The 23,312-nt window shown below is 63.6% G+C and carries 24 protein-coding genes; 8 read left to right on the top strand and 16 right to left on the bottom strand.

Translation table 11 applies throughout. The features are described from left to right. Nucleotides 1-2 precede the first annotated feature (2 nt). The 3 genes from ACIPZ5_RS05260 to phoB form a co-directional block, all read right to left on the bottom strand. Nucleotides 3-1,343, bottom strand: coding sequence for a hemolysin family protein (locus ACIPZ5_RS05260; RefSeq protein ID WP_027917047.1), 1,341 nt, complete (start codon nucleotides 1,341-1,343; stop codon nucleotides 3-5). Nucleotides 1,344-1,471: 128 nt separating this feature from the next. Further along, nucleotides 1,472-2,779, bottom strand: a complete 1,308-nt coding sequence (gene phoR / locus ACIPZ5_RS05255) for a phosphate regulon sensor histidine kinase PhoR (RefSeq protein WP_400807092.1) — start codon at nucleotides 2,777-2,779, stop codon at nucleotides 1,472-1,474. 48 nt (nucleotides 2,780-2,827) lie between these two features. Further along, nucleotides 2,828-3,517, bottom strand: coding sequence for a phosphate regulon transcriptional regulator PhoB (gene phoB / locus ACIPZ5_RS05250; RefSeq protein WP_003253341.1), 690 nt, complete (start codon nucleotides 3,515-3,517; stop codon nucleotides 2,828-2,830). 174 nt (nucleotides 3,518-3,691) lie between these two features. Here phoB and ACIPZ5_RS05245 point away from each other — a divergent pair, with 174 nt between their 5' ends. Continuing rightward, on the top strand, nucleotides 3,692-4,060 hold the full coding sequence (locus ACIPZ5_RS05245; protein ID WP_027917045.1) for a hypothetical protein: 369 nt from the start codon (nucleotides 3,692-3,694) through the stop codon (nucleotides 4,058-4,060). Between the two features lie 103 nt (nucleotides 4,061-4,163). Here the strand turns inward: ACIPZ5_RS05245 and ubiA are convergent, their stop codons facing one another. Further along, nucleotides 4,164-5,054 (bottom strand): 4-hydroxybenzoate octaprenyltransferase, encoded by an 891-nt coding sequence (gene ubiA / locus ACIPZ5_RS05240; RefSeq protein WP_261942065.1) that lies wholly within the window; start codon nucleotides 5,052-5,054, stop codon nucleotides 4,164-4,166. Beyond that, nucleotides 5,054-5,611: a chorismate lyase gene (locus ACIPZ5_RS05235; protein WP_343594510.1), complete on the bottom strand. Its 558-nt coding sequence runs from the start codon at nucleotides 5,609-5,611 to the stop codon at nucleotides 5,054-5,056. Before ACIPZ5_RS05235 ends, ubiA begins: the two co-directional genes overlap by 1 nt. 113 nt (nucleotides 5,612-5,724) lie before the next feature. On the opposite strand from ACIPZ5_RS05235, the gene ACIPZ5_RS05230 reads away from it, so the two are divergent. From ACIPZ5_RS05230 to ACIPZ5_RS05215, 4 genes are all read left to right on the top strand, one after another. Continuing rightward, entirely contained in the window at nucleotides 5,725-5,892 is a 168-nt protein-coding gene (locus tag ACIPZ5_RS05230; RefSeq protein WP_054884848.1) for a rubredoxin, read from the top strand. Nucleotides 5,893-5,908: 16 nt separating this feature from the next. Further along, complete coding sequence (locus tag ACIPZ5_RS05225) at nucleotides 5,909-7,057, top strand: NAD(P)/FAD-dependent oxidoreductase (protein WP_400807088.1); 1,149 nt, start codon at nucleotides 5,909-5,911, stop codon at nucleotides 7,055-7,057. Nucleotides 7,058-7,244: 187 nt separating this feature from the next. After that, nucleotides 7,245-7,541, top strand: coding sequence for an HU family DNA-binding protein (locus ACIPZ5_RS05220; RefSeq protein WP_050707543.1), 297 nt, complete (start codon nucleotides 7,245-7,247; stop codon nucleotides 7,539-7,541). A gap of 143 nt (nucleotides 7,542-7,684) precedes the next feature. Continuing rightward, on the top strand, nucleotides 7,685-8,059 hold the full coding sequence (locus tag ACIPZ5_RS05215) for a helicase (protein WP_027917039.1): 375 nt from the start codon (nucleotides 7,685-7,687) through the stop codon (nucleotides 8,057-8,059). A gap of 129 nt (nucleotides 8,060-8,188) precedes the next feature. On the opposite strand, the gene ACIPZ5_RS05210 is transcribed toward ACIPZ5_RS05215, so the two are convergent. The 6 genes from ACIPZ5_RS05210 to exbB all read right to left on the bottom strand — a co-directional run bounded on the left by ACIPZ5_RS05210 (nucleotide 8,189) and on the right by exbB (nucleotide 14,869). Beyond that, entirely contained in the window at nucleotides 8,189-9,592 is a 1,404-nt protein-coding gene (locus tag ACIPZ5_RS05210) for an HDOD domain-containing protein (protein ID WP_343594497.1), read from the bottom strand. Between the two features lie 78 nt (nucleotides 9,593-9,670). After that, complete coding sequence (gene recG / locus ACIPZ5_RS05205) at nucleotides 9,671-11,749, bottom strand: ATP-dependent DNA helicase RecG (RefSeq protein ID WP_343594495.1); 2,079 nt, start codon at nucleotides 11,747-11,749, stop codon at nucleotides 9,671-9,673. A 3-nt stretch (nucleotides 11,750-11,752) separates the two neighbouring features. Then, nucleotides 11,753-12,679 carry a hydrogen peroxide-inducible genes activator gene (locus tag ACIPZ5_RS05200; RefSeq protein WP_261942060.1) on the bottom strand — a complete coding sequence of 309 codons (927 nt, stop codon included), beginning with the start codon at nucleotides 12,677-12,679 and terminating at the stop codon, nucleotides 11,753-11,755. Between the two features lie 94 nt (nucleotides 12,680-12,773). Then, the gene (locus tag ACIPZ5_RS05195; protein ID WP_313711153.1) at nucleotides 12,774-13,505 is read right to left on the bottom strand and encodes an energy transducer TonB; all 732 of its coding nucleotides are present in this window, start codon (nucleotides 13,503-13,505) and stop codon (nucleotides 12,774-12,776) included. Beyond that, a complete protein-coding gene (gene exbD / locus ACIPZ5_RS05190) occupies nucleotides 13,502-13,930 on the bottom strand; it encodes a TonB system transport protein ExbD (RefSeq protein ID WP_012274837.1) in 429 nt (142 codons plus the stop codon). Before exbD ends, ACIPZ5_RS05195 begins: the two co-directional genes overlap by 4 nt. A 3-nt stretch (nucleotides 13,931-13,933) precedes the next feature. Next, nucleotides 13,934-14,869, bottom strand: coding sequence for a tonB-system energizer ExbB (gene exbB, locus ACIPZ5_RS05185; protein ID WP_400807082.1), 936 nt, complete (start codon nucleotides 14,867-14,869; stop codon nucleotides 13,934-13,936). Nucleotides 14,870-15,060: 191 nt separating this feature from the next. Between exbB and ACIPZ5_RS05180 the strand changes: the two genes are divergently transcribed. Then, nucleotides 15,061-15,918 carry an SDR family oxidoreductase gene (locus tag ACIPZ5_RS05180; RefSeq protein WP_343594487.1) on the top strand — a complete coding sequence of 286 codons (858 nt, stop codon included), beginning with the start codon at nucleotides 15,061-15,063 and terminating at the stop codon, nucleotides 15,916-15,918. Nucleotides 15,919-16,102: 184 nt separating this feature from the next. Here the strand turns inward: ACIPZ5_RS05180 and ACIPZ5_RS05175 are convergent, their stop codons facing one another. From ACIPZ5_RS05175 to ACIPZ5_RS05155, 5 genes are all read right to left on the bottom strand, one after another. Then, complete coding sequence (locus tag ACIPZ5_RS05175) at nucleotides 16,103-16,828, bottom strand: hypothetical protein (protein ID WP_400807080.1); 726 nt, start codon at nucleotides 16,826-16,828, stop codon at nucleotides 16,103-16,105. 55 nt (nucleotides 16,829-16,883) lie between these two features. Next, the gene (locus tag ACIPZ5_RS05170; RefSeq protein ID WP_009684531.1) at nucleotides 16,884-17,264 is read right to left on the bottom strand and encodes a RidA family protein; all 381 of its coding nucleotides are present in this window, start codon (nucleotides 17,262-17,264) and stop codon (nucleotides 16,884-16,886) included. 23 nt (nucleotides 17,265-17,287) lie between these two features. Next, the gene (spoT, locus tag ACIPZ5_RS05165; protein WP_343594484.1) at nucleotides 17,288-19,396 is read right to left on the bottom strand and encodes a bifunctional GTP diphosphokinase/guanosine-3',5'-bis pyrophosphate 3'-pyrophosphohydrolase; all 2,109 of its coding nucleotides are present in this window, start codon (nucleotides 19,394-19,396) and stop codon (nucleotides 17,288-17,290) included. A gap of 59 nt (nucleotides 19,397-19,455) precedes the next feature. After that, nucleotides 19,456-19,719 (bottom strand): DNA-directed RNA polymerase subunit omega, encoded by a 264-nt coding sequence (gene rpoZ / locus ACIPZ5_RS05160; RefSeq protein WP_016394025.1) that lies wholly within the window; start codon nucleotides 19,717-19,719, stop codon nucleotides 19,456-19,458. Between the two features lie 261 nt (nucleotides 19,720-19,980). Further along, nucleotides 19,981-20,853, bottom strand: a complete 873-nt coding sequence (locus ACIPZ5_RS05155) for a LysR family transcriptional regulator (protein ID WP_261942055.1) — start codon at nucleotides 20,851-20,853, stop codon at nucleotides 19,981-19,983. Nucleotides 20,854-21,059: 206 nt separating this feature from the next. On the opposite strand from ACIPZ5_RS05155, the gene ACIPZ5_RS05150 reads away from it, so the two are divergent. Together ACIPZ5_RS05150 and ACIPZ5_RS05145 are read left to right on the top strand one after the other, a co-directional pair. After that, entirely contained in the window at nucleotides 21,060-22,442 is a 1,383-nt protein-coding gene (locus ACIPZ5_RS05150; RefSeq protein WP_261942054.1) for a glutamine synthetase family protein, read from the top strand. 4 nt (nucleotides 22,443-22,446) lie between these two features. Next, entirely contained in the window at nucleotides 22,447-23,202 is a 756-nt protein-coding gene (locus ACIPZ5_RS05145) for a gamma-glutamyl-gamma-aminobutyrate hydrolase family protein (RefSeq protein WP_261942053.1), read from the top strand. Nucleotides 23,203-23,312 lie beyond the last annotated feature (110 nt).

Genomic DNA, 23,312 nt, shown 5'->3' with positions numbered 1-23,312 from the left:
GGTCAGTCGAGTTTGAGCACCTTTGCCAGGACGATCTTCGGCCCTTTCATCTTCTTGATGATGATGCGCAGGCCTTCGACCTCCAGCACTTCCTCTTCTTCAGGCACGCGCTTGAGGGTCTCGTAGACCAGGCCGGCGAGGGTTTCTGCCTCGATGTGGTCGAGGTCGACACCGAGCAGGCGCTCGACCTTGAACAGCGGCGTATCGCCCCGTACCAGCAACTTGCCCGGCTGGTAGGCGAGGATGCCGCGTTCGGTCTTGCGATGTTCGTCCTGGATGTCGCCCACCAGCACTTCCAGCACGTCTTCCATGGTCAGGTAGCCGATCACCTTGCCGTCGGCTTCCTCCACCAGCACGAAGTGCGCGCCACCCTTGCGGAACTGCTCCAACAGCTGCGACAGCGGCATGTGCCGCGATACGCGCTCCAGCGGGCGGGCCAGGTCGTCCAGGTCGATGGTCTCGGGCAGGTGTTCGAGTTCGGCCAGCTCCAGCAGCAAGTCCTTGATGTGCAGCAGGCCGGTGAACTCCTCGCGCTCGGCGTCGTACACCGGGTAGCGGCTGAACTTGTGCCGGCGCACCAGCGCCAGGATCTCTTTGAGCGGCGCGTGGGCGTCGATGCTGACCATGTCCTCACGCGAGTTGGCCCAGTCCACCACTTCCAGTTCGCCCATCTCCACGGCCGAGGCAAGCACGCGCATGCCCTGGTCGCTCGGGTCCTGGCCACGGCTGGAGTGCAGGATCAGCTTGAGCTCTTCGCGGCTGTAGTGGTGCTCATGGTGCGGGCCGGGCTCACCTTGGCCGGCGATGCGCAGGATGGTGTTGGCGCTGGCGTTGAGCAGGTAGATGGCGGGGTACATGGTCCAGTAGAACAGGTACAGCGGCACGGCGGTCCACAGCGACAGCAGTTCGGGTTTGCGGATCGCCCAAGACTTGGGCGCCAGTTCGCCGACCACGATGTGCAGGTACGAAATGACGAAGAAAGCGACAAAGAACGAGACCGCTTTGACCAGCTCAGCGCTTTCCACGCCCAGGTAGGCCAGTAGTGGCTCGAGCAGGTGGGCGAAGGCAGGCTCACCGACCCAGCCAAGGCCCAGCGAGGCGAGGGTGATGCCCAGCTGGCAGGCCGACAGGTAGGCGTCGAGCTGGTTGTGCACCTTGCGCAGGATGCTGCCGCGCCAGCCATGCAGTTCGGCGATGGACTCGACGCGGGTGGCGCGCAGCTTGACCATGGCGAACTCGGCGGCAACGAAGAAGCCGTTGAGCAGCACCAGCAGGAAGGCAAAGATGATCATGCCGAAATCGGCGAATAACGAGGTGAGGCTGATACCAGGGGAAGGGTCCATGATGGAGTTTTTACGGGGTCCGTCTTTGAGATAGAGAGAAAAAAAGTGCCAGCTCTTGCTGGCACAGGGGATCCAATGTAGCGGCTGGTGCCACAAAAGCAAAGGGCTGCAAAGCAGCCCTCGGTACTTCAGGCCTTGCCGTTGGCCAATTGTGCCGGCCCAAAGTGACAGGTAAAGGTACTGCCATGCCCCGGCACGCTGCTGATTTCCAGCTTGCCGCGGTGGCGCATCAGCACGTGCTTGACGATCGCCAGCCCCAGGCCGGTGCCCCCGGTATTCGACGCGCGGCTGGAATCGACCCGGTAGAAGCGTTCGGTCAGCCGCGGCAGGTGCTTGGCGTCGATGCCGACCCCGGAATCCTGCACAGACAGGTGCGCGCCGTGTTCGTCGCCCCACCAGCGGATGCGGATGCTGCCTTCATCCTGGGTGTACTTGACCGCGTTGAACACCAGGTTGGAGAAGGCACTGCGCAGTTCCGACTCGCTGCCCTTCAGGCGCAGGCCCGGTGTGGCTTCCAGGGTGATTTTCTGGTTACGCGGTCCGGACAGTGCCTGGGCATCGTGCTTGATCGCGGTGAGCAGGGCATCGACCGCCACGGGCTGGTTGTCCGACGGGTAGTCGGTGGCTTCCAGCTTGGCCAGCAGCAGCAGATCGTTGAGCAAGGTCTGCATGCGCGAGCCTTGCTGAGTCATCTGCTGCAGCGCCCGGGCCCAGCGCGGGTTCACGTCCTCGACGTTGTCCAGCAAGGTTTCCAGGTAGCCGGTGATCACCGTCAGTGGCGTGCGCAGCTCGTGGGAGACGTTGGCGACGAAGTCCTTGCGCATTTGCTCGAGCTGGTGGATACGGGTGACATCGCGCACCAGCATCAGGTGCTCGTTGTTGCCGTAGCGGGTGATGTGCAGTTGCACGCGCAGGCGGTCGTTGATCGGTGAGGGGATTTCCAGCGGTTCGACGTAGTTCCCCGCCTCGAAGTATTCCTTGAAGCGCGGGTGGCGCACCAGGTTGGTCACCGGCTGGCCGCCGTCCTGTGGGGTCTTGAAGCCCAGCAGCGTTTCTGCGGCGCGGTTCCACCACTCCAGGTTGCCGTCGCTGTCGAGCATGATCACCGCATCTCGCAGCGCTGCGGTGGATTCCTGGACGCGGTCGATGACTGCCTGCAGGCGACCGCGCACGCGCTGGTCGCGGCGTTGCAGGTGGTAGATGCTGTCGAACACCTCGCCCCACAGGCCGTAGCCATCGGGCGGTGCTTCGTCGGGTTGGTGGTTGCGCAGCCAGTCGTGCAGGCGCAGCAGCTGCTTGAGGGTCCAGCCCAGGTAGAGCGCCAGGCCGATGGCCAGGCTCCAGCCGTAATAGCCGCTGACCAGTCCGCCGATCAGGCAGACGGTGATCAGCAGCAACAGGTGGCGAATCAGGGTCGCGTGCCAGTTCTGGTTCAATTGACGGTCCTTGTACAACGACTTGCAGCTTGGCGCTTGTAGGCTCGATCAGCTCTTGGTCGAGAAGCGGTAGCCAGTGCCCCGGACGGTTTGTACCAGATTTTCGTAGGCTTCACCCAGTGCCTTGCGCAGGCGGCGGATGTGCACGTCGACGGTGCGCTCCTCGACATACACGTTGCCGCCCCACACTTGGTCGAGCAGCTGGCCGCGGGTGTAGGCACGCTCCTGGTGAGTCATGAAGAACTGCAGCAGGCGGTATTCGGTAGGGCCCATTTCGGCTGGTTTGCCGTCGATGGTCACGCGGTGGCTGATCGGATCGAGCAGCAGGCCGCCGACTTCGATCGGCGCTTCGCTGTCGCTCGGGCCGGTGCGACGCAGCACGGCCTTCAGGCGGGCGACCAGCTCGCGGGGCGAGAACGGCTTGGTGATGTAGTCGTCGGCGCCGACTTCCAGGCCCTGGATCTTGTTGTCCTCTTCACCCTTGGCGGTGAGCATGATGATCGGAATGTCGCCGGTCAGCTCGTCGCGCTTGAGGCGGCGTGCCAGCTCGATGCCAGAGGTGCCAGGGAGCATCCAGTCGAGCAGGATCAGGTCCGGTTTGCGGTCGACGATGATCGCGTGGGCCTGCTGGGAATTCTCCGCTTCGAGGCAGTCATAGCCGGCCATTTCCAGGGCAACGGCGATCATCTCGCGAATAGGTGCTTCGTCGTCGACGATCAGAATGTTTCTGCCAACCATGCTCAAAACCTCTCCCAGGAATCGTGTCTTGGCCCGCATTAGATAACGGAATTATTGCAGCTGTGTGACAGGGTGTTGGCCGTTCTGGCGACATTCCGTGACTGGGCTAGGCTTCACAGGGCCGCTGCGGCGGTAAACAGAATGCATTCCACCCCCGAATTCATGGTGATTCCAATGACACGACATACGCTGAGCTGGATGGCCCTTTTCGCTGCACTGGCGCTGCCGGGGGTGGCGTCTGCCCACCATGCCATGGAGAAAGACGGCATGTGGGTCGATCATGCCGGGATGACGTTGTACACCTTCGACAAGGACGCCAACGGCAAGTCGATGTGCAACGGCGATTGTGCGACGAACTGGCCTCCACTGATGGTCAAGGACGGTGAGAAGGCCGAAGGCAAGTGGACGCAGATCAAGCGTGACGACGGCAAGATGCAGTGGGCCTATGACGGCAAGCCGCTGTACACCTTCGTCAAGGACAAGAAGGCCGGGGACATGACCGGTGACGGCATGAAGGACGTCTGGCACGTCGCCAAGCCGTAAAGGCGGACACTTGACCCTGTGGGAGCGGATTCACCCGCGAATGCTGCGGTGGAGCCACCATCGCATTCGCGGGTGAACCCGCTCCCACAGGGGGAGGCAAGGGTCAGCGCAAGGCGTAATCCAGCACCACCCCGATGAACACCAGCATCCCCGCCCAGTGATTGTGCAGAAACGCCTTGAAGCATGACTCGCGGTCCAGCTTGCGCGTCGACCAGTATTCCCAGGCAAAGCACGCCGCAGCCCCCAGCAAGCCCAGGTGGAACCAGCCACCCAGCTCGAAACGGCTGCCCGCCAGCAGCAGGCAGCCCAGCGACAGCAGCTGCAAGGTCAGGATGATTGCCCGGTCCGCGTCGCCGAACAGGATCGCAGTCGATTTCACCCCGATCTTCAGGTCGTCATCGCGGTCGACCATGGCGTAGTAGGTGTCGTAACCCACCGTCCACAGCAGGTTGGCGATGTACAGCAGCCAGGCACTGGCCGGCAGCTCGCCGCCGGCCGCGGTGAAGGCCATGGGAATGCCCCAGGAATACGCCGCACCCAGCACCACCTGCGGGTAATAGGTGTAGCGCTTCATGAACGGGTAGCAGGACGCCAGCGCCACCGCGCCGAACGACAGCCACACGGTACGGCTGTTGGTGCACAGCACCAGCAGGAAGCTGACACCCACCAGAATGGCGAACAAAGCCAGCGCCTCGCGCGATCTGACCCGGCCACTGGCAAGCGGGCGGTCGGCGGTACGTTTGACGTGGCCATCGACCTTACGGTCGGCAAAATCGTTGATGCAGCAGCCGGCGGCGCGCATCAGCACCACGCCCAGGCCGAAGATCAGCACGTTGGCCAGGGTCGGCGAGCCGTGCCCGGCGATCCAGACCGCTGACAGGGTCGGCCACAGCAGCAGGTAGATGCCGATCGGCCGGTCCATGCGGCTGAGCTGGACGAAGTCCCAGGCCCGAGGGTGCAGGCGGTTGAGCGACTTGAGCAGTTGCAGGTACATCAGCGGTTCTCCTCCTTGGCCGCTTGCCACAGTGTAGGCAGGAAAACCTCAGCCACCAGCAGGTCGAGGCCGTCACGCGCGAAGCGCGAGCGGCGCCCCCACAGACCGTCTTGCGCGGCATGGGCGGGCAGCCACGCCTGTGGGTAATGGCAAACTTCGATCGGGTGGCGGATGAACGCCTGGTCGCAGAACAGCAATTCACCCAGCGAGCGGCTGCCCAGGGTTTCCAGGTCCAGGCCACCTCGTTCCAGGGCGCTGCGGCTGGCCACGCTGCGGGCGAACACCCAAGGTTCACCATGCCCACGCAGGAACACTTCGCGCACCCAGCCTTCGGCGCCTGGGGCGATGTTCAAGGCCAGGCATTCGTCTTCGCGCAGCGGTTGCCAGCCTTCGAACAGGGGGGTGACACTGAAGTGGTCCTGGGACAGCTGGGTGAGGCGGCGAGTCAGGGAGCCTTCGTCGAACAGCCAGCCCAGGGTTGGCTGGTCGATTTCAGTGGCCAGCTGTGAATACGGCAGCCACGCGACAGCGGCTGCTTGCGGGGATTCGTACGACACGTCGGTATGCTTGATTACAGCCAGAGAGGCGGCGAGCTTAGCATGATTGCCCCGACTGCTTGCATAATGCCGGGCTACAACAAAACCTGTGCGATACCGAGGAAAATGACCTGATGAAAAAGTGGCAGTGTATTGTCTGTGGCCTGATCTATGACGAAGCCGAAGGTTGGCCGGACGATGGCATCCCGCCGGGTACCCGCTGGGAAGACGTGCCGGCAGACTGGCTATGCCCTGATTGCGGCGTGGGCAAGAGCGACTTCGAAATGATCGCTATCGGCTAATAGAGGAAAGTAGCGCATGACGCTCCCCGTGGTGATTATCGGTACCGGCCTGGCCGGCTATAACCTGGCCCGTGAATTTCGCAAGCTCGATGGCGACACGCCGCTGCTGCTGATTACCGCCGATGACGGCCGCTCCTACTCCAAGCCCATGCTCTCCACCGGCTTCGCCAAACAGAAGGACGCCAATGGCCTGTGCATGGCCGAACCTGGCGTGATGGCCGAGCAGCTCAAGGCCGAGATCCGCACCCATACCCGCATCAGCGGCATCGATCCGGGCCACAGGCGCCTGTGGGTCGGTGAAGAGGCGATCGAGTATCGCGATCTGGTGCTGGCCTGGGGCGCGCAGACCGTGCAGGTGCCGATCGAAGGCGAGGGTGCCGAGCGGGTGTTCCCGATCAACGACCTGGAAGACTATGCGCGCTTCCGTGCCGCTGCCGAGGGCAAGCAGCGTGTGCTGATTCTCGGTGCCGGGCTGATCGGCTGCGAGTTTGCCAACGACATGCGCCTGGGCGGCTTCCAGGTCGATGTGGTGGCACCTTGCGAACAGGTCATGCCGACCTTGTTGCACCCGGCTGCCGCCGCAGCCGTGCAAGCCGGCCTGGAAGGGCTGGGCGTGCGTTTCCACCTCGGCCCGGTGCTGACTCGCCTGCAACAGGCGGGTGAAGGGCTTGAGGCCCACCTGTCCGATGGGCAAATGATCGCCTGCGACCTGGTGGTGTCAGCCATCGGCCTGCGCCCACGGACCGACCTCGCTGCCGCCGCCGGGTTGCAGACCAACCGCGGCGTGGTGGTGGACCGCCAGCTGCGCACCTCGCACAGCAACATCTTCGCCCTGGGCGACTGCGCGGAAGTCGACGGCATCAACCTGCTGTATGTGATGCCGTTGATGGCCTGCGCCCGTGCCTTGGCGCAGACCCTGGCCGGCAATCCGACCCAGGTCAGCTATGGGCCGATGCCGATCACCGTGAAGACCCCGGCTTGCCCGCTGGTGGTTTCGCCGCCGCCAGCAGGCCGCGAAGGCAATTGGCAGGTCGAAGGGCAGGGTAGCGACCTGAAAGTGCTCTGCCACGCCGCCGACGGGCAGTTGCTCGGCTATGCCCTGACCGGCAGCGCGGTCATGGAAAAACTCGCGCTGAATCGGCAGTTACCCGCCCTGATGGCGTGAATGGCGGGCGTTCTGTCGGATTTATCCTGTTGTTGCCAGCACAATGGCCGCCCAGATACTGGCGCGGCCTCGGTGGGCGTGCCATTCTCAGTTCCGTCTGCCGCAGATTAGAGCCTGCGGTGCCTTGAACGCTGCTTCAATGGCAGCACGGCATAACAACAAGAAATCCCGTCAAAGAGGCTTCACTATGCGTAAACCAGAACTCGCCGCTGTCATTGCCGAAAAGGCCGACCTGACCAAGGAAAAGGCCAACCAGGTGCTGAACGCCATTCTCGACAGCATCACCGGTGCCCTGGACAAGGACACGGTTACCCTGGTCGGTTTCGGTACCTTTGAAAAACGTCATCGTGGTGCCCGCACTGGCAAGAACCCGCAAACCGGTCAGCCGGTGAAGATCAAGGCCAGCAACACCGTTGCCTTCAAGCCTGGCAAGAACCTGCGCGACAGCGTCAACGCTCCCGCCAAGCCTGCCAAGAAAAAGTGATCGACTGACCCCCAGTGTCATCCCAGCGGGCGCCCCAGGGCGCCCGTTATGCGTTCTGGAGGGGAAGTGTTGCGAACTTGCGTAATTAGTTCAGGAAAAGGATAAACTGCGCGCTTCAGTCATTTTTCATTCGAGGCGCGTCGATGAAGTTTCGCTTTCTTCTCTGGGCCATGGGGCTGTTGATGGCCAGGGCCAGCCGCAACAACCCGGCGTTCCAGCAGCAACTCAAGGACAAGGACCTGGTGTTCCAGATGCAGACGCTGGACGGCAAGGTGGCGCGGCACTTCATCGTCAGCGGCGAGCGCATCAGCAGCAAGGGTGGCAGCCATCCCCAGCCTGCCTTTGCCATTGCCTTCAAGGACGCGGCTTACGGCTTTGCCACGATGCAGGCTGGCAATAAGCAGCTGGCATTCATGCAGGGCATTCAGGACAAGAACATCCAGATCAAGGGCAATCCGGCACTGGTGATGTGGTTCCAAGGGCTGATGAAGTACCTGAAACCCAAGAAGAAAGGCTGATGCATTCCCTGGGTTGATCCGGGACCTTGTGGGAGCGGGCTTGCCCGCGAACACCGGCGCAGCCGGTGCCATGCACCGCTATATCCGCTTCGCGGGCAAGCCCGCTCCTACAGGTTAGCCGGGGCCGCCTTAATGGGGGGCGTTGAGCTGCGAAGCCAGGTCCCGCAGCAAGGCCTCGGCCTCAAGTACCTTGTTCACCACATCCTCGGCCTTGTCCCGGGTGATCCCCACACGCTCCAGCAACTCATCCGGAATCTGCTCCTGTGGCCCCGAGCCGATACCGCGCGAGCGCAGCAGGCGGGTCGCCAGGCATACCAGGTTGGGGTAGGCCGAAAACTCACCGTCATACGCCGGATCATGCTGGAAGCGCAGTGCGGTCGACAGTTCTTCCGGCATGTCCCACAGCTTCATCAGCCAGGCGCCGATCTGCTCGCGGCTGATGCCCAGCAGGTGCTGCTCCACGTAGGTATGGCACAGGTGCGGGTTGACCTCCAGATGGCGGCAGATCAGCGAGAAGTGTGGCGGGAATACATGCGCCAGCAGCAGGTAGCCGAAGTTGTGCAGCAGCCCGGCCAGGTAGGTCAGGCCTGCCTCCGGGCGTTCGGCACGGGGCATGGCGCGGGTCAGGCCTTCGATGATGGCGGCGGTGTAGATCGACTGCTGCCAGTACGGCGTGGCCTGCTGCGGATGGTCCTTGGGCAGGCTCAGGGTCTTGCCCAGCGCCAGGCCCAGGGCCAGGTTGATCACCAGGTCGAAGCCCAGTACGCGGACGATGGCATCTTCCACCGAGCGGATCTTGCCGGGTGAGGCGTAGTAGGGCGAAGCGGCCCAGCTGACCACCTGGGCGGCCAAGGCCGGGTCGGTTTCGACCACGCCGGTGATGTCGTCGATGCTGGCGTTTGGGTCGACCCGCAGCTTGATGATCTTCTGCGCGGTGTCAGCCAGTGGCGGAATCTCGATGGTCTCTTCCAGGCGTTTCTGGATACGCCGGGCCGTGAAGGCCTGGACCGCCTGGGTGATTTCCTTGGGATCGTCATCCGGGCGATCGAGGTTGGGGCGGATGTCGCGCACGGGCTGGCCGAAACTGCCGGCGCTGGCCTTGGCGAGCATGCGTTTGAAATCATCACGGTGTACTTTCAGCAGCAGGCCGGCTTCGCCGGACTGGATGAGCAGGTATTCGGCCTCCAGCAGCTTGCCTTCGTACAGGCAGGGCGAGCTGGTTAGCGCCGGAATGGCCGGCAAGGCCTTCAACTGGTGCTTGTCGAGCATTTGCTTGAGGCGTGGCAACGGCACGGCCTTGAGCTTGCGACCGGTCAGCTCTTCGAGGCGATTGAGGTCCAGTAGCTTGCTCTGCGGGAACAACACCAACAGGGCGCCGATTTCGTCATCGAGCAGGATCGCCTGAACCCGAGACGCGGCTGGAAGTTCTGGATGTTCCACCACCTCTTCAAAGGCAACGTGCAGTTTTTCGAGCAACAGCCGGATGACAGACGGTGCGTGTGGGGTTGCATTGTCCAGGGCAACTTCAGTCATGGTCTGTATCCACAGGTTCTTTTAAACGCAAAGTATAACCAGTCTGGTGGCAAGACTGGATCCATTCTGGGACTAACGTCACACTTGGCCATATTGCTGGCCATGACGCAGCCATCGATCGAGCAGCGGGCTGACATGATCCGGCCAGCGTGCCAGCAGTGCCTGTGCCGCATCGCGTACCGCGGGCAGCAGGTCGGCATCGCGCATCAGGTCGGCGACCTTGAATTGCAGCAGGCCGGTCTGGCGTGTGCCGAGCATTTCTCCAGGCCCGCGTAGCTCCAGGTCTTTTTCGGCAATGATGAAGCCATCGTTGGTTTCTCGCATGATCCCCAGGCGTTCCCGGCCGATCTGCGACAGTGGTGGGTGATACAGCAGCACGCAGTGGCTCACCGCGCTGCCCCGGCCAACCCGGCCACGCAGCTGGTGCAGTTGGGCCAGGCCCAGGCGCTCGGGGTTCTCGATGATCATCAGGCTGGCGTTGGGCACATCCACGCCGACCTCGATCACCGTGGTGGCGACCAGCAGCTGCAGGTTGCCTTGCTTGAACTCGGCCATGACCTCGGCCTTTTCTGCAGGCTTCATGCGGCCGTGGATCAGGCCCACGCGCAGTTCGCCGAGCGCGCTGCCAAGCTCTTCGAAGGTGCTCTCGGCCGCCTGGCAGGTCAGCTCTTCGGATTCTTCGATCAGCGTGCACACCCAGTAGGCCTGGCGCCCCTCGGCGCAGGCGGCGCGGACCCGCTCGACCACTTCGAAGCGGCGGCTGTCGGCGACCAGCACGGTATTCACCGGCGTGCGCCCTGGCGGCAGCTCGTCGAGCACTGAGGTATCGAGGTCGGCATAGGCGCTCATGGCCAGGGTGCGCGGGATCGGCGTGGCAGTCATGATCAGCTGGTGCGGGCACAGCTCGCCGGCCACGCCTTTCTTGCGCAGGGCCAGGCGTTGCTGCACGCCGAAGCGGTGCTGTTCGTCGATGATCGCCAGGGCCAGATGCTTGAAGCGGACTTCTTCCTGGAACAGCGCGTGGGTACCGACCACCATGGGCGCGCCCCCAGCGATCTGCTCCAGGGCGCTGGCGCGGGCCTTGCCCTTGAGCTTGCCGGCCAGCCAGGCGACTTCGATGCCCAGCGGCTCCAGCCAGCGCTTGAAGGTGATGTAGTGCTGTTCGGCAAGGATCTCGGTAGGCGCCATCAGCGCCACCTGGTAGCCGGCTTCCAGGGCCTGCAGTGCGGCAAGGGCGGCGACCACGGTCTTGCCGGCGCCGACATCGCCCTGCACCAGGCGCATCATGGGCTCGTTCTGGCTGAGGTCATAGGCGATTTCGTTGGCCACCCGCTGCTGCGCCCCGGTCGGCTGGAAACCCAGGTTGGCCAGGTATTGCGCCTGCAGGCGCCTGGCCTTGGGCAGTACCGGCGCCCGCAGGCTGCGCAGGCTCTCGCGCAGGCGTTGCTGCGACAACTGGTGGGTCAGCAGCTCTTCGAAGGCCAGGCGGTGCTGTGCCCAGTGATGGCCTTCGGCGAGCTCGTCGAGGTCTGCGTCGGCTGGCGGGTTGTGCAGGTAACGGATGGCATCGTCCAGCGGCGCCAGGTGGTAGTCGCGGGCCAGCTCGTCGGGCAGCCAGTCTGGCAGGCTGCGCGGGCCAAGCATGCCCAGGCTCTGCTGGCAGAGCAGGCGCAAGCGTTGTTGGGTAAGGCCCTCGGTGGACGGGTAGATCGGTGTCAGGGTCTGCTCGACCGGAGGCGCCGGTTCGTCGCCATTCAGCGCACGGTATTCCGGGTGGTAGATCTCCAGGCCCGAAGCGCCGGGGCGGGCTTCGCCGTAGCAGCGCAGGTGGGTGCCTCGCTTGAGGCCTTCCTTCTGCGCATTGCTGAAATGATAGAAACGCAGGCTCAGCACGCCGGTGCCGTCACCCAGGCGTACCACCAGGCTGCGGCGCTTGCCCATGGTCACGTCGGCACCGCTGACCACGCCCTCGATCACCGCGTCCTGGCCCGGGCGCAGCTGGCCGATCGGTACCACACGGGTACGGTCCTGGTAGCGCAGGGGCAGGTGAAACAGCACGTCCTGGAGGTTCTCCAGGCCGACCTTGGCGAGCTTTTCCGCCATGGCATCGCCTACGCCCTTGAGCGCCGTGACCGAGACCTTCGACAGCTCAGTCATGGATCAGGCCGGTTGTTCCACGGCCGGCTTGGCCACCGAGCAGAGGCGGATCGAGTCGGCAAGGATCTCGATCGCCTTCGGCCGCGGGAAGCTGGCGCGCCAGGCAATGGCCACGGTGCGGAACGGTGCAGGCGGGGTCAGCGGACGCACTTCGATGACCCCTGGCGCATAGTGATGGCTGTGCACGGCCGACAGCGGCAGGATCGACACACCCAGGCCGGACGCGACCATGTGACGGATGGTTTCCAGCGAGCTGGATTCGACCGTGGTGTGTTTGGAGCCTTCGCCGCCCTTGTTCAATGTCGGGCAGGCTTCCAGCACCTGGTCACGGAAGCAGTGGCCCTCGCCGAGCAGCAGCAGGCTCTTGTCGTTGAGCATGGCGGTGTCGATGGTCTTCTTCGCCGTCCACGGGTGGTCGGCCGGCATCAAGGCACAGAAGGGCTCGTCGTACAGCGGCAGGGTCAGCACGTCGGCTTCGTTGAACGGCAGGGCGATGATCACCGCGTCCAGTTCACCGTTGCGCAGTTTTTCGCGCAGCACGTGGGTGAAGTTTTCTTCGATGTACAGTGGCATCTGCGGCGCCACCCGATGCAACTGCGGGATCAGGTGCGGGAACAGATACGGGCCGACGGTATAGATGGCGCCGACCTTGAGCGGGGCGGTCAGCTGGTTCTTGCCGGCCTGGGCCAGTTCGCGAATGCCCTGGGCCTGCTCCAGCACCTTCTGCGCCTGAGCCACGATGCTTTCGCCGACCGGGGTCAGGCGCACCGCGCTCTTGCTGCGCTCGAAGATCAGCACGCCAAGCTCGTCCTCAAGCTTCTTCACCCCGACCGACAGGGTCGGCTGGCTGACGTGGCAGCGCTCGGCGGCATGGCCGAAGTGCTGCTCCTGGGCGAGCGTGACGATGTAGCGTAATTCTGTGAGGGTCATAACGTGCGTCCATGAAGTTGCGGGCCCAGCATAGCGGCTGCAATCGATAGACGCACGTTATCAGACTTGCCGATTTGTGACAGAAACAAAAGTATCAGCGACGGTCCAGCGAGTAGACGAACGGTGCCACTACTTCGATCGTGCCATTGGTCAGCAACTCGGCTGGCGGCTTAGGTACCGTGCCGGCGCGGCGGATCATTTCCATGGTCGCACGGTCCAGGGCCGCGCTGCCGGAACCGCCTGCCATGGAGTAGGACACCACCTTGCCCTCGGCATCGACCACGAAGCGCAGGCGGTTGATACCTTGCAGGCCACGGCGGCGAGCGTCCTCCGGGTAGCGCTTGTACTTCGCCAGGTGGCGCAGCAGGTCGCTCTGCCAGGTTGGCAGCGCCTGGCTGTTGGCGGCGATGCTTGGCGCCGGTGCCGCCGACTTCTGCGGTGGCGTGTTGCTTGGTGGCGTGTCGGCTACCTGTTCCTTGGCCGGCTCTTCCTTCGGCGGCTCAGGCTTCTTCTCAGGCTTCGGAGGCTGAGGCTTGGGCTTCGGCTTGGGCGGCTTGGCGATGGCGATCTTCGGTTTCGGTGCCTCGACCAGCTTCGGCAGCGGCGGTTCTTCGACCGGTGCCGGTGGCTGTGGGGCCGCTTTCGGTGGTGGTGGCGGCGCGGGCTCGGGCAGTGGTGCCAGCTCGACCATCATGGCTGCCGGGGGCAGTTCGATGGCCTGCGGTACCGACCAGTTGAGCGTCAGCAGCACGGCGACCACGTGCACGCCCAGCACGATCGCCAGGCTGCCACCGTAGCGCGCCACATTTGAGCGCGTTTTCGTCATTTCTTGGCTGCCGTCTCGAGACCTACCAGACCGACCTTGAGGTAGCCGGCCGCGCGCATGTTGTTCATCACTTCCATCAGGTCACCGTAATCCACGCCCTTGTCGGCCTGGAAGAAGATGGTGGTTTCCTTGTCGCCCTTGGTCTTGGCGTCGAGCATCGGGCCAAGCTGTTCAGGGGCCGCTACCTGATCGTCGCCGACATACAGCTTCTGGTCGGCCTTGACGCTGACGAACACCGGCTTCTCGGGCCTCGGTGCCGGCTTGGCAGTCGAGGCCGGCAGGTCGACCTTGATGTCGACCGTGGCCAGCGGGGCTGCGACCATGAAGATGATCAGCAGCACCAGCATCACGTCGATGAACGGCGTCACGTTGATTTCGTGGTTCTCGGCGAGGTCGTCGCCACCTTCGTTGAGATGCAGGCCCATGGTTTACCCCACTTTCACCATGTGCGGGGCGGCGCGGTCGCTGCCCTGGTGGTCCAGATCACGGCTGACCAGCAGCAGTACCTGGGCGGAGGCGTCGGACACCTGTGCCTTGTAACCGGCGATGGAGCGGGCGAAGACGTTGTAGATGACCACGGCCGGGATTGCCGCGACCAGGCCCAGGGCGGTGGCCAGCAGAGCCTCGGCGATGCCCGGGGCAACCACGGCGAGGTTGGTGGTCTGGGTCTTGGCGATGCCGATGAAGCTGTTCATGATGCCCCAGACGGTACCGAACAGGCCCACGAACGGCGCGGTCGAACCGATGGTGGCGAGCACGCCGGTGCCACTGCTCATGGTACGGCCGCTGGCGGCCACCAGTCGCTCCAGGCGGAAGCTGACGCGTTCCTTGATGCCTTCTTTCTCGCGGGTATTGGCCGACAGGCGCATCTCTTCGAGGGCATCGTGAACCAGGGTGTGGGCCAGGGTGCCTTCTTTATTGGAGACGGCGCTGGCTTCTTTCAGGCTGACCGACTTCTTCAGCGCGGCGATTTCGCCACGCAGGCGGCGCTTGGCGCCCATCAGCTCGAAGCCTTTGGCGATCCAGATGGTCCAGGTGATGATCGAGGCGATGGCCAGGCCGATCATCACGATTTTGACGACGATGTCGGCGTTCTTGTACATGCCCCACGGGGACAGGTCGTGGGCCATGCCCAGCGAGGTGTCTTCAACCAGTGCCTGAACAGCCGGATCGGCGGCGGCAGGTGCATCAACCGGGGCAGCAGCCGGGGTGGCCGGAGCGGCGGCAGCAGCCGGGGTGGCGGCTTGGGCGTTAGGCTCATCGGCCAGGGCCACCGGGGCCAGCACCAGGCTGAACACCAGCGCGGCGATGGCGCGCCAGGCGCGCGACGGGTTTGGCGAAGCGGAAGGTTGAGTACGTGTCATGCTGGCCGGACCTGATGAAGAAGAAAGTGAGCGTTCTCCAAGGCCTCGAGATAGGCCGAGAACAGATAGGGGTGCCATTATTGCAAGTAATTCTTGTTAACAAAAGTAATCTTGTTGCTTTTTTCACCTACGGTCTAGCCGCCTATCGTGTAATACGGCTAGCCTGATCCTTTGGTCTAGGGAGTTTTGTGATGTCAGACCTTTCCGCAATTATCGTGGGATGTGGTGATGTAGGCGGCCGTTTGGCCCGCCAGCTGCTGGCTAAAGGCTGGCAAGTCAGCGGCCTGCGTCGCTCGACCGGGCAGTTGCCCGAGGGGGTCGCGCCCATCGCTGCCGACCTGTCCGACCCCGCCATGCCACAGGCCTGGCCACAGCGCTCGCCGGACTATCTGGTGTACTGCGTAGCCGCCAGCCAGCATGACGAGGCGGGCTATCAGGCTGCCTACGTCGACGGTTTGCGCCATGTGCTGGCATGGCTTGCTGAGCGTGGCCAGCGTCCGCGGCGTTTGCTGTTCGTCTCCAGCAGCAGCGTGTTCGCGCAAAAGGATGGTGAATGGATCGACGAAACCGCCGTCACCGAGCCTGAAGGTTATTCCGGGAAGGTGATGCTGGAGGCCGAAAGGCTGGCGCTGGCGAGTGGCCTACCTGCCAGCGTGATTCGCCTGACCGGCATCTATGGCCCTGGTCGCGAGTGGCTGCTGAGCCAGGTGCGCCAAGGCTATCGGGTGGCCGAGGAGCCGCCCTTGTATGGCAACCGGATTCATGCCGAGGATGCTGCAAGCCTGATGGCGTTCCTGCTGCAGGCCGATGCTGATGGCGTGGCGCTGGAAGATTGCTATATCGGCGTCGATGACGACCCGGCGCCGCTGGCCGATGTTGTGGCCTGGCTGCGGGGGTACATGGGCGTTACCGAGTGGTCCGAAGATCAGCGGGTACGCCGTACCGGCAGCAAGCGTTGCAGCAACGCCAGGGTGCGGGCGTTGGGTTGGGCTCCGGAGTATCCGAGCTACAAGGAAGGCTATGCGGCCATCCTGGCAGGCAAGGGCTGATCCATAAGCCCGCGCGGTGATCTTTTGTGGGAGCAACTGTCTTGCTCAATTTCTAGAATTTGGCGCGATCCCTGTGGGAGTGGGCTTGCCCGCGAACACGGGCGAAGCCCGTGCCATTCACCACGGTGTCGGCTTCGCGGGCAAGCCCGCTTCCACAAGTACAGCGTACGCCTGGGAGCGGGCTTCAGTCCCGCTCGAGCACCCACTGCTGGGTACCTGCCGCCAACTGCGGAATCTCGTCTGCCTGGGCAGTGTTCACCGCCTGGAAGATCGCCAGCTTGTCGCCATCACGTTTGAAGATGAACGGCGCGCCGCGCTGGTTGCGCTCAAGCCACAGGCTGTCGCTGTTGCCACCCATGCTGGCACAGTCGCCGGCCAGGCACAGGGCGAAACGGTCCGGGCCTGGAAGGCCGGTGACGTTGCCGGTATCGCTGAAGCGTACGATGGCGCCTTTGCCCTGGCCTTCGATGATCTTCCAGTCGCCACCCAGGTAAGCCTGGTACAGCGCCTTCTCGAAGCTGCCGCCCAATGGCGCATTGCCGGGCTGTTTGGCGCGGACGAAGGTCTGCTCGACACCGCTCTGGGTGGTGGCTTTCAGTTCATCGCCATCAAGTTCGAGCTGTTCGGTCTGGCCGCCCTGGAAGTTGGCTTGCCATTGTTTCTGGTTGGCGCTCAGCTGGCCGTCGGCCGCTTCGAAGCCATTGCTGTAGCTGGCCTGCTGGTTGGCGACATCGAGCTTCCACTCGAACACCGGACCATGCTCGTTCAGGGCCTGGCGCAGGCTGCCGCCTTTGCTGGCGGCCTTGATGGCGGCCTGGTTGATCCAGGTGCCGTTGAAATCTTCGGGTTTGTGGCTGGCGCAGCCGCCCAGAAGCAGGGCTGCCAGCGCGAGGGGCAGTGCTTGACGCATGACGGGATAACCTTGCAGAAGAGGGTGACGGGCAGGGCACCCGTCACCAGGGGCATCATTCGATGACCAGGATGGCGTCCATTTCGACCTGGGCGCCTTTCGGCAGCGCGGCTACGCCGATGGCGGCGCGAGCTGGGTAGGGCTGTTCGAAGTAGCGGCCCATCACCTCGTTGACCTTGGCGAAGTGGCTCAGGTCGGTGAGGAAGATGTTCAGCTTGACGATGTCCTTGAACGAGCCGCCAGCCGCTTCAGCCACGGCCTTGAGGTTCTCGAACACCTGAACGGTCTGGGCTTCGAAGCCTTCGACCAGCTCCATGGTCTTCGGATCCAGCGGGATCTGGCCCGACATGTAGACGGTGTTGCCGGCCTTGATCGCCTGGGAGTAGGTGCCGATAGCGGCAGGGGCCTTGTCGCTGTTGATGACGGTCTTGCTCATGATGACTCCTTGCGGTTGGCGGACTACGTACGCATGCGGGTGATGCGGACCACGCCGGTCAAGGTACGCAGCTTCTTGATCACACGCGCCAGGTGCACACGATCGTGCACGCTGACCACCAGTTGGACCACGCTGATACGGCCGTCGCGTTCGTCCATGCTGATCTTCTCGATGTTGCCGTCGGCAGCGTTGACGCTGCTGGCCAGCAAGGCGATCAGGCCGCGCTGGTGTTCAAGCTCGACACGCAGCTCGACGTTGAATTCGCCAGCGATGTCCTTGGCCCAGGAGAGCTGCACGCACTTCTCCGGGTTGTGGCGGATTTCGCTGATGTTGCGGCAGTTTTCCAGGTGCACGACCATGCCCTTGCCCGCTGACAGGTGGCCGACGATGGGGTCGCCCGGGATCGGTGTGCAGCACTTGGCGTAGCTCAGTACCAAGCCTTCGGTACCGCGGATCGCCAGCGGGCCTTCCGGCGCTGGCAGCTGTTCGCCTTCGGCCGACAACAGGCGGCGGGCAACCACGTAGGCCATGCGGTTACCCAGGCCGATGTCTTCGAGCAGGTCTTCGATGAGCTCCAGGCGGTACTCGGTGAGAATGGCCTGGATACGCTCCTGAGGAATCTTCTCCAGGCTGCTGTCGAAGCCGGTCAGTACCTTGTTCAACAGGCGCTCGCCAAGGCTGATCGACTCGGAGCGGCGCTGCTGCTTGAGGGCGTGGCGAATATGCGTACGTGCCTTGCCTGTGACCACGAAGTTGAGCCAGGCCGGGTTCGGCCGAGCGCCCGGTGCGCTGACGATTTCCACCGTCGAGCCGCTTTGCAGCGGTTCGGACAGCGGTGCCAGGCGGCGGTTGATACGGCAGGCGATGCAGCTGTTGCCGACGTCGGTGTGCACCGCGTAGGCGAAGTCGACGGCGGTGGAGCCTTTGGGCAGCTCCATGATCCGGCCTTTGGGCGTGAACACGTAGACCTCGTCCGGGAACAGGTCGATCTTCACGCTTTCGATGAATTCCAGCGAGTTGCCGGCGCGCTGCTGCAGCTCGAGGATGCCCTTGACCCACTGACGCGCCCGGGCGTGGCTGCCCTTGGGTTGTTCGTCCTCGTTGGACTTGTACAGCCAGTGCGCGGCGATACCGTTGTTGGCCATCTCTTCCATTTCGCGGGTACGGATCTGGATTTCGATGGGTACGCCATGCATGCCGAACAGCGTGGTGTGCAGCGACTGGTAGCCGTTGGCCTTGGGAATCGCGATGTAATCCTTGAAGCGACCGGGCAGCGGCTTGTACAGGTTGTGTACGGCGCCGAGCACGCGGTAGCAGGTGTCGACCTTGTCGACGATGATGCGGAAGGCGTACACGTCCATGATCTCGTTGAAGGCGCGGCGCTTGCCACGCATCTTCTTGTAGATGCCATAGAGGTGTTTCTGCCGGCCGCTGACCTCGCCCTCGATACCGTCGGCGGCCAGGCAGTTGGCCAGCGAGTGCTCGATCTTGGCGACGATCTCTTTGCGGTTGCCGCGTGCGCTCTTCACTGCTCGGTGGATCAGCGACGAACGCATGGGATGCATGGCCTTGAAGCCGAGGTCCTCGAACTCCACGCGTACGGTGTGCATCCCCAGGCGGTTGGCAATGGGGGCGTAGATCTCGAGGGTTTCCTTGGCGATGCGCCGGCGTTTTTCGCCAGACAGCACTTCCAGGGTGCGCATGTTGTGCAGGCGGTCGGCCAGCTTGACCAGGATCACGCGGATGTCGCGGGCCATGGCCATGGCCATTTTCTGGAAGTTTTCGGCCTGCGCCTCGGCCTTGGTCTCGAAGTTCATCTGGGTCAGCTTGCTGACCCCATCGACCAGTTCGGCCACGGTCTCGCCAAACTGCTGGCAGAGGGCTTCCTTGGCGATGCCGGTGTCTTCGATCACGTCGTGCAGCATGGCCGCCATCAGGCTCTGATGGTCCATGTGCATGTCGGCGAGGATGCTGGCCACGGCCAGCGGATGGGTCACGTAGGGCTCGCCGCTGCGGCGGCGCTGCCCGTCGTGTGCCTGCTCGGCGTAGAAATAGGCACGGCGAACCAGGTTGACCTGTTCGGGGCCCAGGTAGGTCGACAGCCGTTCGGCTAAGGCTTCTATGCCCGGCATGGTTTCACCTCTTGCCGAGGAAGAGGGCCTTGTGCCGCGCGACGTCGACAGGGCATCGATCAGACAGCCTCGTTGGACTCGTCCTCGAACGCGGCGAAGACCGGATCCTCGGTGACGATCTCTTCAGCGGCGATGAACTCAGGGGTCACGATACCTTCGGCGATTTCGCGCAGGGCGACCACGGTCGGTTTGTCGTTTTCCCATGCTACGCGTGGCTCTTTGCCGCCGGTAGCCAGCTGACGGGCGCGCTTGGTCGAGAGCATGACCAGCTCAAAACGGTTATCCACGTGTTCCAGGCAGTCTTCAACAGTTACGCGGGCCATGGTCTTCCTCAGTAGCAAATGCGGTAGGCGTGCAGCCCAATATGGGCAGGCGGACTCGATAGTTTAAAAAATCACCAGCCAATAGGGAAGCGCTGTTTTCTCCGGCGGTCACCTTCGAGCCCTGTGTCGGCTACTTCGCGGGTAAACCCGCTCCCACAGGAAACGCGCTGCCCTCAGGCACACCGCCGCACCCTGTGGGCGCGGCTTTAGCCGCGAAAGGGCCGCAACAGACGCCCTCGATACATGACCCTGACGATAACCTCAGAGCATCGCATCCCGCAACCGCGGCGTCAGTTCCTCGAACAGCGTCTGCACCGAACGCAATGCCCGGCAATCCGGCCGGGTCAGCAGCCACAGTTGCGTATCGCAGCCCGGCAATGGTCCGCTCAACGCCTCCACCCCCGGCAAGGCATCGACCATATAGTCAGGTAACGCTGCCACGCCCAGCCCGGTGCTCACCAGCTGGGCGATGGTCGACATGCCGCTGCACTGATAGCGCGGGCTCAGCCCCGGGTACTGCTGGTTGCGCCAGACCACGGTGGGGTGGTCCTGCATCGAGTCGTCCGGGGCGATCCAGGGCACGCTGCTGGCGGACTCGTTCAGGCGCTCGCGCCACTGCGGCTGACCGCAGATCACATAAGAGGTGGAGCCCAGGCAACGCCCCACCAAGTGTTCCGGCGGCGTGTTGGTCAGGCGCAGGGCGATATCGGCATCGCGCCGGCTGAGGTTGGCGAAGGTGTTGGAGGTGCCCATTTCCAGCGACAACGCCGGGTAGTTCGGCATGAATGCCGCCAGCGCCGGTAGCAGCAGGCTGTGCATCACCGCCTCGGTGCAGGTCAGGCGCACGGTGCCGCTGACCACCTGCTCGCCGCTGGTCATGGCGATGCGTGCGGCATCCAGCGCCTGCTCGGCGCGCTCGGCCTGCTCGGCCAGGGCCTGGGCAGTGTCGGTTGGCAGGTAGCCTTTGCGGCTTTTCACGAACAGCGCGGTGCCTAGGGCCGATTCCAGCCGGCGAATCGAGCGGAATACGGTCGAAACGTCGACCTTGAGCAGTTCGGCGGCCTTGGCCAGTGAGCGGCCGCGTTCCAGTGCCAGGACCAGCGAGAGGTCGGCGTGGGTAATTTGATATTGCATTGGTGCACGCTCTGCTTGCCGAATTGCCAATGTCTGTTGCGTGAGGGCCATTTTATAGTGAAACGGCCCCCGGGAATCAATGCGCCCGGTCGGGTAACCAATCCCCACGATGGGAAAGTGAAAAGAACAACAGCTGCAACCATCGTCGCCCGTGAGGCGCCAGCCGTATCCCCCACATCGCCGCAGCAAATCATAGGATGTAAGCCATGACGTCGGTCACCCCGTGCGCCAGTACTTCCAGCGAGATGAATGACTTCCTTAAGGCCCATCCGGATACGCAGTATGTCGATCTGCTGATTTCCGACATGAACGGCGTGGTACGCGGCAAGCGCATCGAGCGCGCCAGCCTGCACAAGGTGTACGAGAAGGGCATCAACCTGCCGGCCTCGTTGTTCGCCCTCGACATCAATGGCTCGACCGTGGAAAGCACCGGCCTGGGCCTGGACATCGGTGACGCCGACCGCATCTGCTACCCGATTGCCGGCACGCTGTGCGACGAGCCGTGGCAGAAGCGCCCGACCGCGCAGCTGCTGATGACCATGCACGAGCTGGACGGTGAGCCGTTCTTCGCCGACCCGCGCGAAGTACTGCGCCAGGTGGTGAGTAAGTTCGACGCCATGGGCCTGGATATCTGCGCCGCGTTCGAGCTGGAGTTCTACCTGATCGACCAGGACAACCTCAACGGCCGCCCGCAACCGCCACGCTCGCCCACTTCCGGCAAGCGCCCCCAGTCGACCCAGGTGTACCTGATCGACGACCTCGACGAATACGCCGACTGCCTGCAGGACATGCTCGAAGCGGCCAAGGAGCAAGGCCTGCCAGCCGATGCCATCGTCAAGGAAAGCGCCCCGGCGCAGTTCGAGGTCAACCTGCACCACGTCGCCGACCCGATGAAGGCCTGCGACTACGCGATCCTGCTCAAGCGCCTGATCAAGAACGTCGCCTACGACCATGAAATGGACACCACGTTCATGGCCAAGCCCTACCCGGGCCAGGCGGGCAACGGCCTGCACGTGCACATCTCGCTGCTGGACAAGAAAACCGGCAAGAACATCTTCGCCCATGAAGACCCGCTGCAGAGCGACGCCCTGCGCCACGCCATCGGCGGCGTGCTGGAGACCATGCCGGCGTCGATGGCCTTCCTGTGCCCGAACATCAACTCCTACCGCCGTTTCGGTGCGCAGTTCTACGTGCCGAACGCGCCGAGCTGGGGCCTGGACAACCGCACCGTTGCCGTGCGCGTACCGACCGACAGCAGCGACAACGTGCGCATCGAGCACCGCGTGGCCGGCGCCGATGCCAACCCGTACCTGATGCTGGCGGCGATTCTGGCCGGTATCCACCACGGCCTGACCAGCAAGATCGAGCCGGGTGCACCGATCGAAGGCAACTCCTACGAGCAGCTGGAGCAGAGCCTGCCGAACAACCTGCGCGACGCCCTGCGTGCGCTGGATGACAGCGAAGTCCTCAACCAATACATCAGCCCGGACTACATCGATATCTTCGTGGCCTGCAAGGAAAGTGAGCTGGCCGAGTTCGAAGTTTCGATTTCCGACCTCGAGTACAACTGGTACCTGCACACGGTGTAAGCCCATGAGCGCAATTGCGGTCCCCTTGATCGGTATCAGCGCCTGCCGCCAGCAGGTGGGGAAGAACTCGTCGCACACGGTGGGCGACAAGTATGTGGAGGCCGCAGGCTTTGCCGGGTTGCCACTGATTCTGCCGGCCCGCGACGGCGGCAGCGACACCCAGGCGCTGCTGGCCCGGCTCGACGGTATTGTTTTTACTGGCTCGCCTTCAAATATCGAGCCGCATCATTACAATGGCGCCGCCAGCGCCGAAGGGACCCGGCATGACCTTGCCCGTGACCGGCTGACCCTGCCGTTGCTGCAGGCGGCGATTGCCGCCGGCGTGCCGGTGTTCTGCATCTGTCGTGGCTTCCAGGAACTGAACGTGGCCCTGGGCGGCAGCCTGCACCAGCGCGTGCAGGAACTGCCCGGCTACCAGGACCACCGCGAACCGGAGGATGCACCCCTGGAGGTGCAATACGGCCCTCGTCATCCCGTCAGCGTTGCGCCTGGCGGGTTGTTCGAGCGCCTGGGCCTGGCTGCGCAGTTCGAGGTCAACTCGTTGCACAGCCAGGGCATCGACCGCCTGGCCCCTGGCCTGCGGGTCGAAGCACGGGCCCCGGATGGCCTGATCGAAGCTGTGTCGATGCCTGATGCGCCGGGCTTTGTCCTTGGCGTGCAGTGGCACCCGGAATGGCGTTTCGCCGACAACCCGGTCTCCCGGAGCCTTTTCCAGGCGTTCCGCGAGGCCTGCATTGCCCATGCTGCACGGGAGGCCTGACAGCACGTCAGCCAAAAGTCCGGGATGACTCACCCCCGGCAGCGCGCTTTCAATGAGTGGAAGCAGGCCCTGGGGACAGGACCTGTGAAAACAATTCCAATAGTTACGGC

The organism is Pseudomonas sp. NPDC089428 (assembly GCF_044749325.1).
Lineage (GTDB): Bacteria > Pseudomonadota > Gammaproteobacteria > Pseudomonadales > Pseudomonadaceae > Aquipseudomonas.
The sequence above is the reverse complement of the archived record's forward strand: the minus strand, read 5'-3'. Positions and strand labels throughout refer to the sequence as shown.

Coding starts and splice junctions, on each gene's coding strand:
- ACIPZ5_RS05260 (WP_027917047.1), bottom strand. CDS start 1,343: ATGGACCCTTCCCCTGGTATCAGCCTCACCTCGTTATTCGCCGATTTC.
- phoB (WP_003253341.1), bottom strand. CDS start 3,517: ATGGTTGGCAGAAACATTCTGATCGTCGACGACGAAGCACCTATTCGC.
- ACIPZ5_RS05245 (WP_027917045.1), top strand. CDS start 3,692: ATGACACGACATACGCTGAGCTGGATGGCCCTTTTCGCTGCACTGGCG.
- ubiA (WP_261942065.1), bottom strand. CDS start 5,054: ATGTACCTGCAACTGCTCAAGTCGCTCAACCGCCTGCACCCTCGGGCC.
- ACIPZ5_RS05230 (WP_054884848.1), top strand. CDS start 5,725: ATGAAAAAGTGGCAGTGTATTGTCTGTGGCCTGATCTATGACGAAGCC.
- ACIPZ5_RS05225 (WP_400807088.1), top strand. CDS start 5,909: ATGACGCTCCCCGTGGTGATTATCGGTACCGGCCTGGCCGGCTATAAC.
- ACIPZ5_RS05220 (WP_050707543.1), top strand. CDS start 7,245: ATGCGTAAACCAGAACTCGCCGCTGTCATTGCCGAAAAGGCCGACCTG.
- ACIPZ5_RS05215 (WP_027917039.1), top strand. CDS start 7,685: ATGAAGTTTCGCTTTCTTCTCTGGGCCATGGGGCTGTTGATGGCCAGG.
- ACIPZ5_RS05210 (WP_343594497.1), bottom strand. CDS start 9,592: ATGACTGAAGTTGCCCTGGACAATGCAACCCCACACGCACCGTCTGTC.
- recG (WP_343594495.1), bottom strand. CDS start 11,749: ATGACTGAGCTGTCGAAGGTCTCGGTCACGGCGCTCAAGGGCGTAGGC.
- ACIPZ5_RS05200 (WP_261942060.1), bottom strand. CDS start 12,679: ATGACCCTCACAGAATTACGCTACATCGTCACGCTCGCCCAGGAGCAG.
- ACIPZ5_RS05195 (WP_313711153.1), bottom strand. CDS start 13,505: ATGACGAAAACGCGCTCAAATGTGGCGCGCTACGGTGGCAGCCTGGCG.
- exbD (WP_012274837.1), bottom strand. CDS start 13,930: ATGGGCCTGCATCTCAACGAAGGTGGCGACGACCTCGCCGAGAACCAC.
- exbB (WP_400807082.1), bottom strand. CDS start 14,869: ATGACACGTACTCAACCTTCCGCTTCGCCAAACCCGTCGCGCGCCTGG.
- ACIPZ5_RS05180 (WP_343594487.1), top strand. CDS start 15,061: ATGTCAGACCTTTCCGCAATTATCGTGGGATGTGGTGATGTAGGCGGC.
- ACIPZ5_RS05175 (WP_400807080.1), bottom strand. CDS start 16,828: ATGCGTCAAGCACTGCCCCTCGCGCTGGCAGCCCTGCTTCTGGGCGGC.
- ACIPZ5_RS05170 (WP_009684531.1), bottom strand. CDS start 17,264: ATGAGCAAGACCGTCATCAACAGCGACAAGGCCCCTGCCGCTATCGGC.
- spoT (WP_343594484.1), bottom strand. CDS start 19,396: ATGCCGGGCATAGAAGCCTTAGCCGAACGGCTGTCGACCTACCTGGGC.
- rpoZ (WP_016394025.1), bottom strand. CDS start 19,719: ATGGCCCGCGTAACTGTTGAAGACTGCCTGGAACACGTGGATAACCGT.
- ACIPZ5_RS05155 (WP_261942055.1), bottom strand. CDS start 20,853: ATGCAATATCAAATTACCCACGCCGACCTCTCGCTGGTCCTGGCACTG.
- ACIPZ5_RS05150 (WP_261942054.1), top strand. CDS start 21,060: ATGACGTCGGTCACCCCGTGCGCCAGTACTTCCAGCGAGATGAATGAC.
- ACIPZ5_RS05145 (WP_261942053.1), top strand. CDS start 22,447: ATGAGCGCAATTGCGGTCCCCTTGATCGGTATCAGCGCCTGCCGCCAG.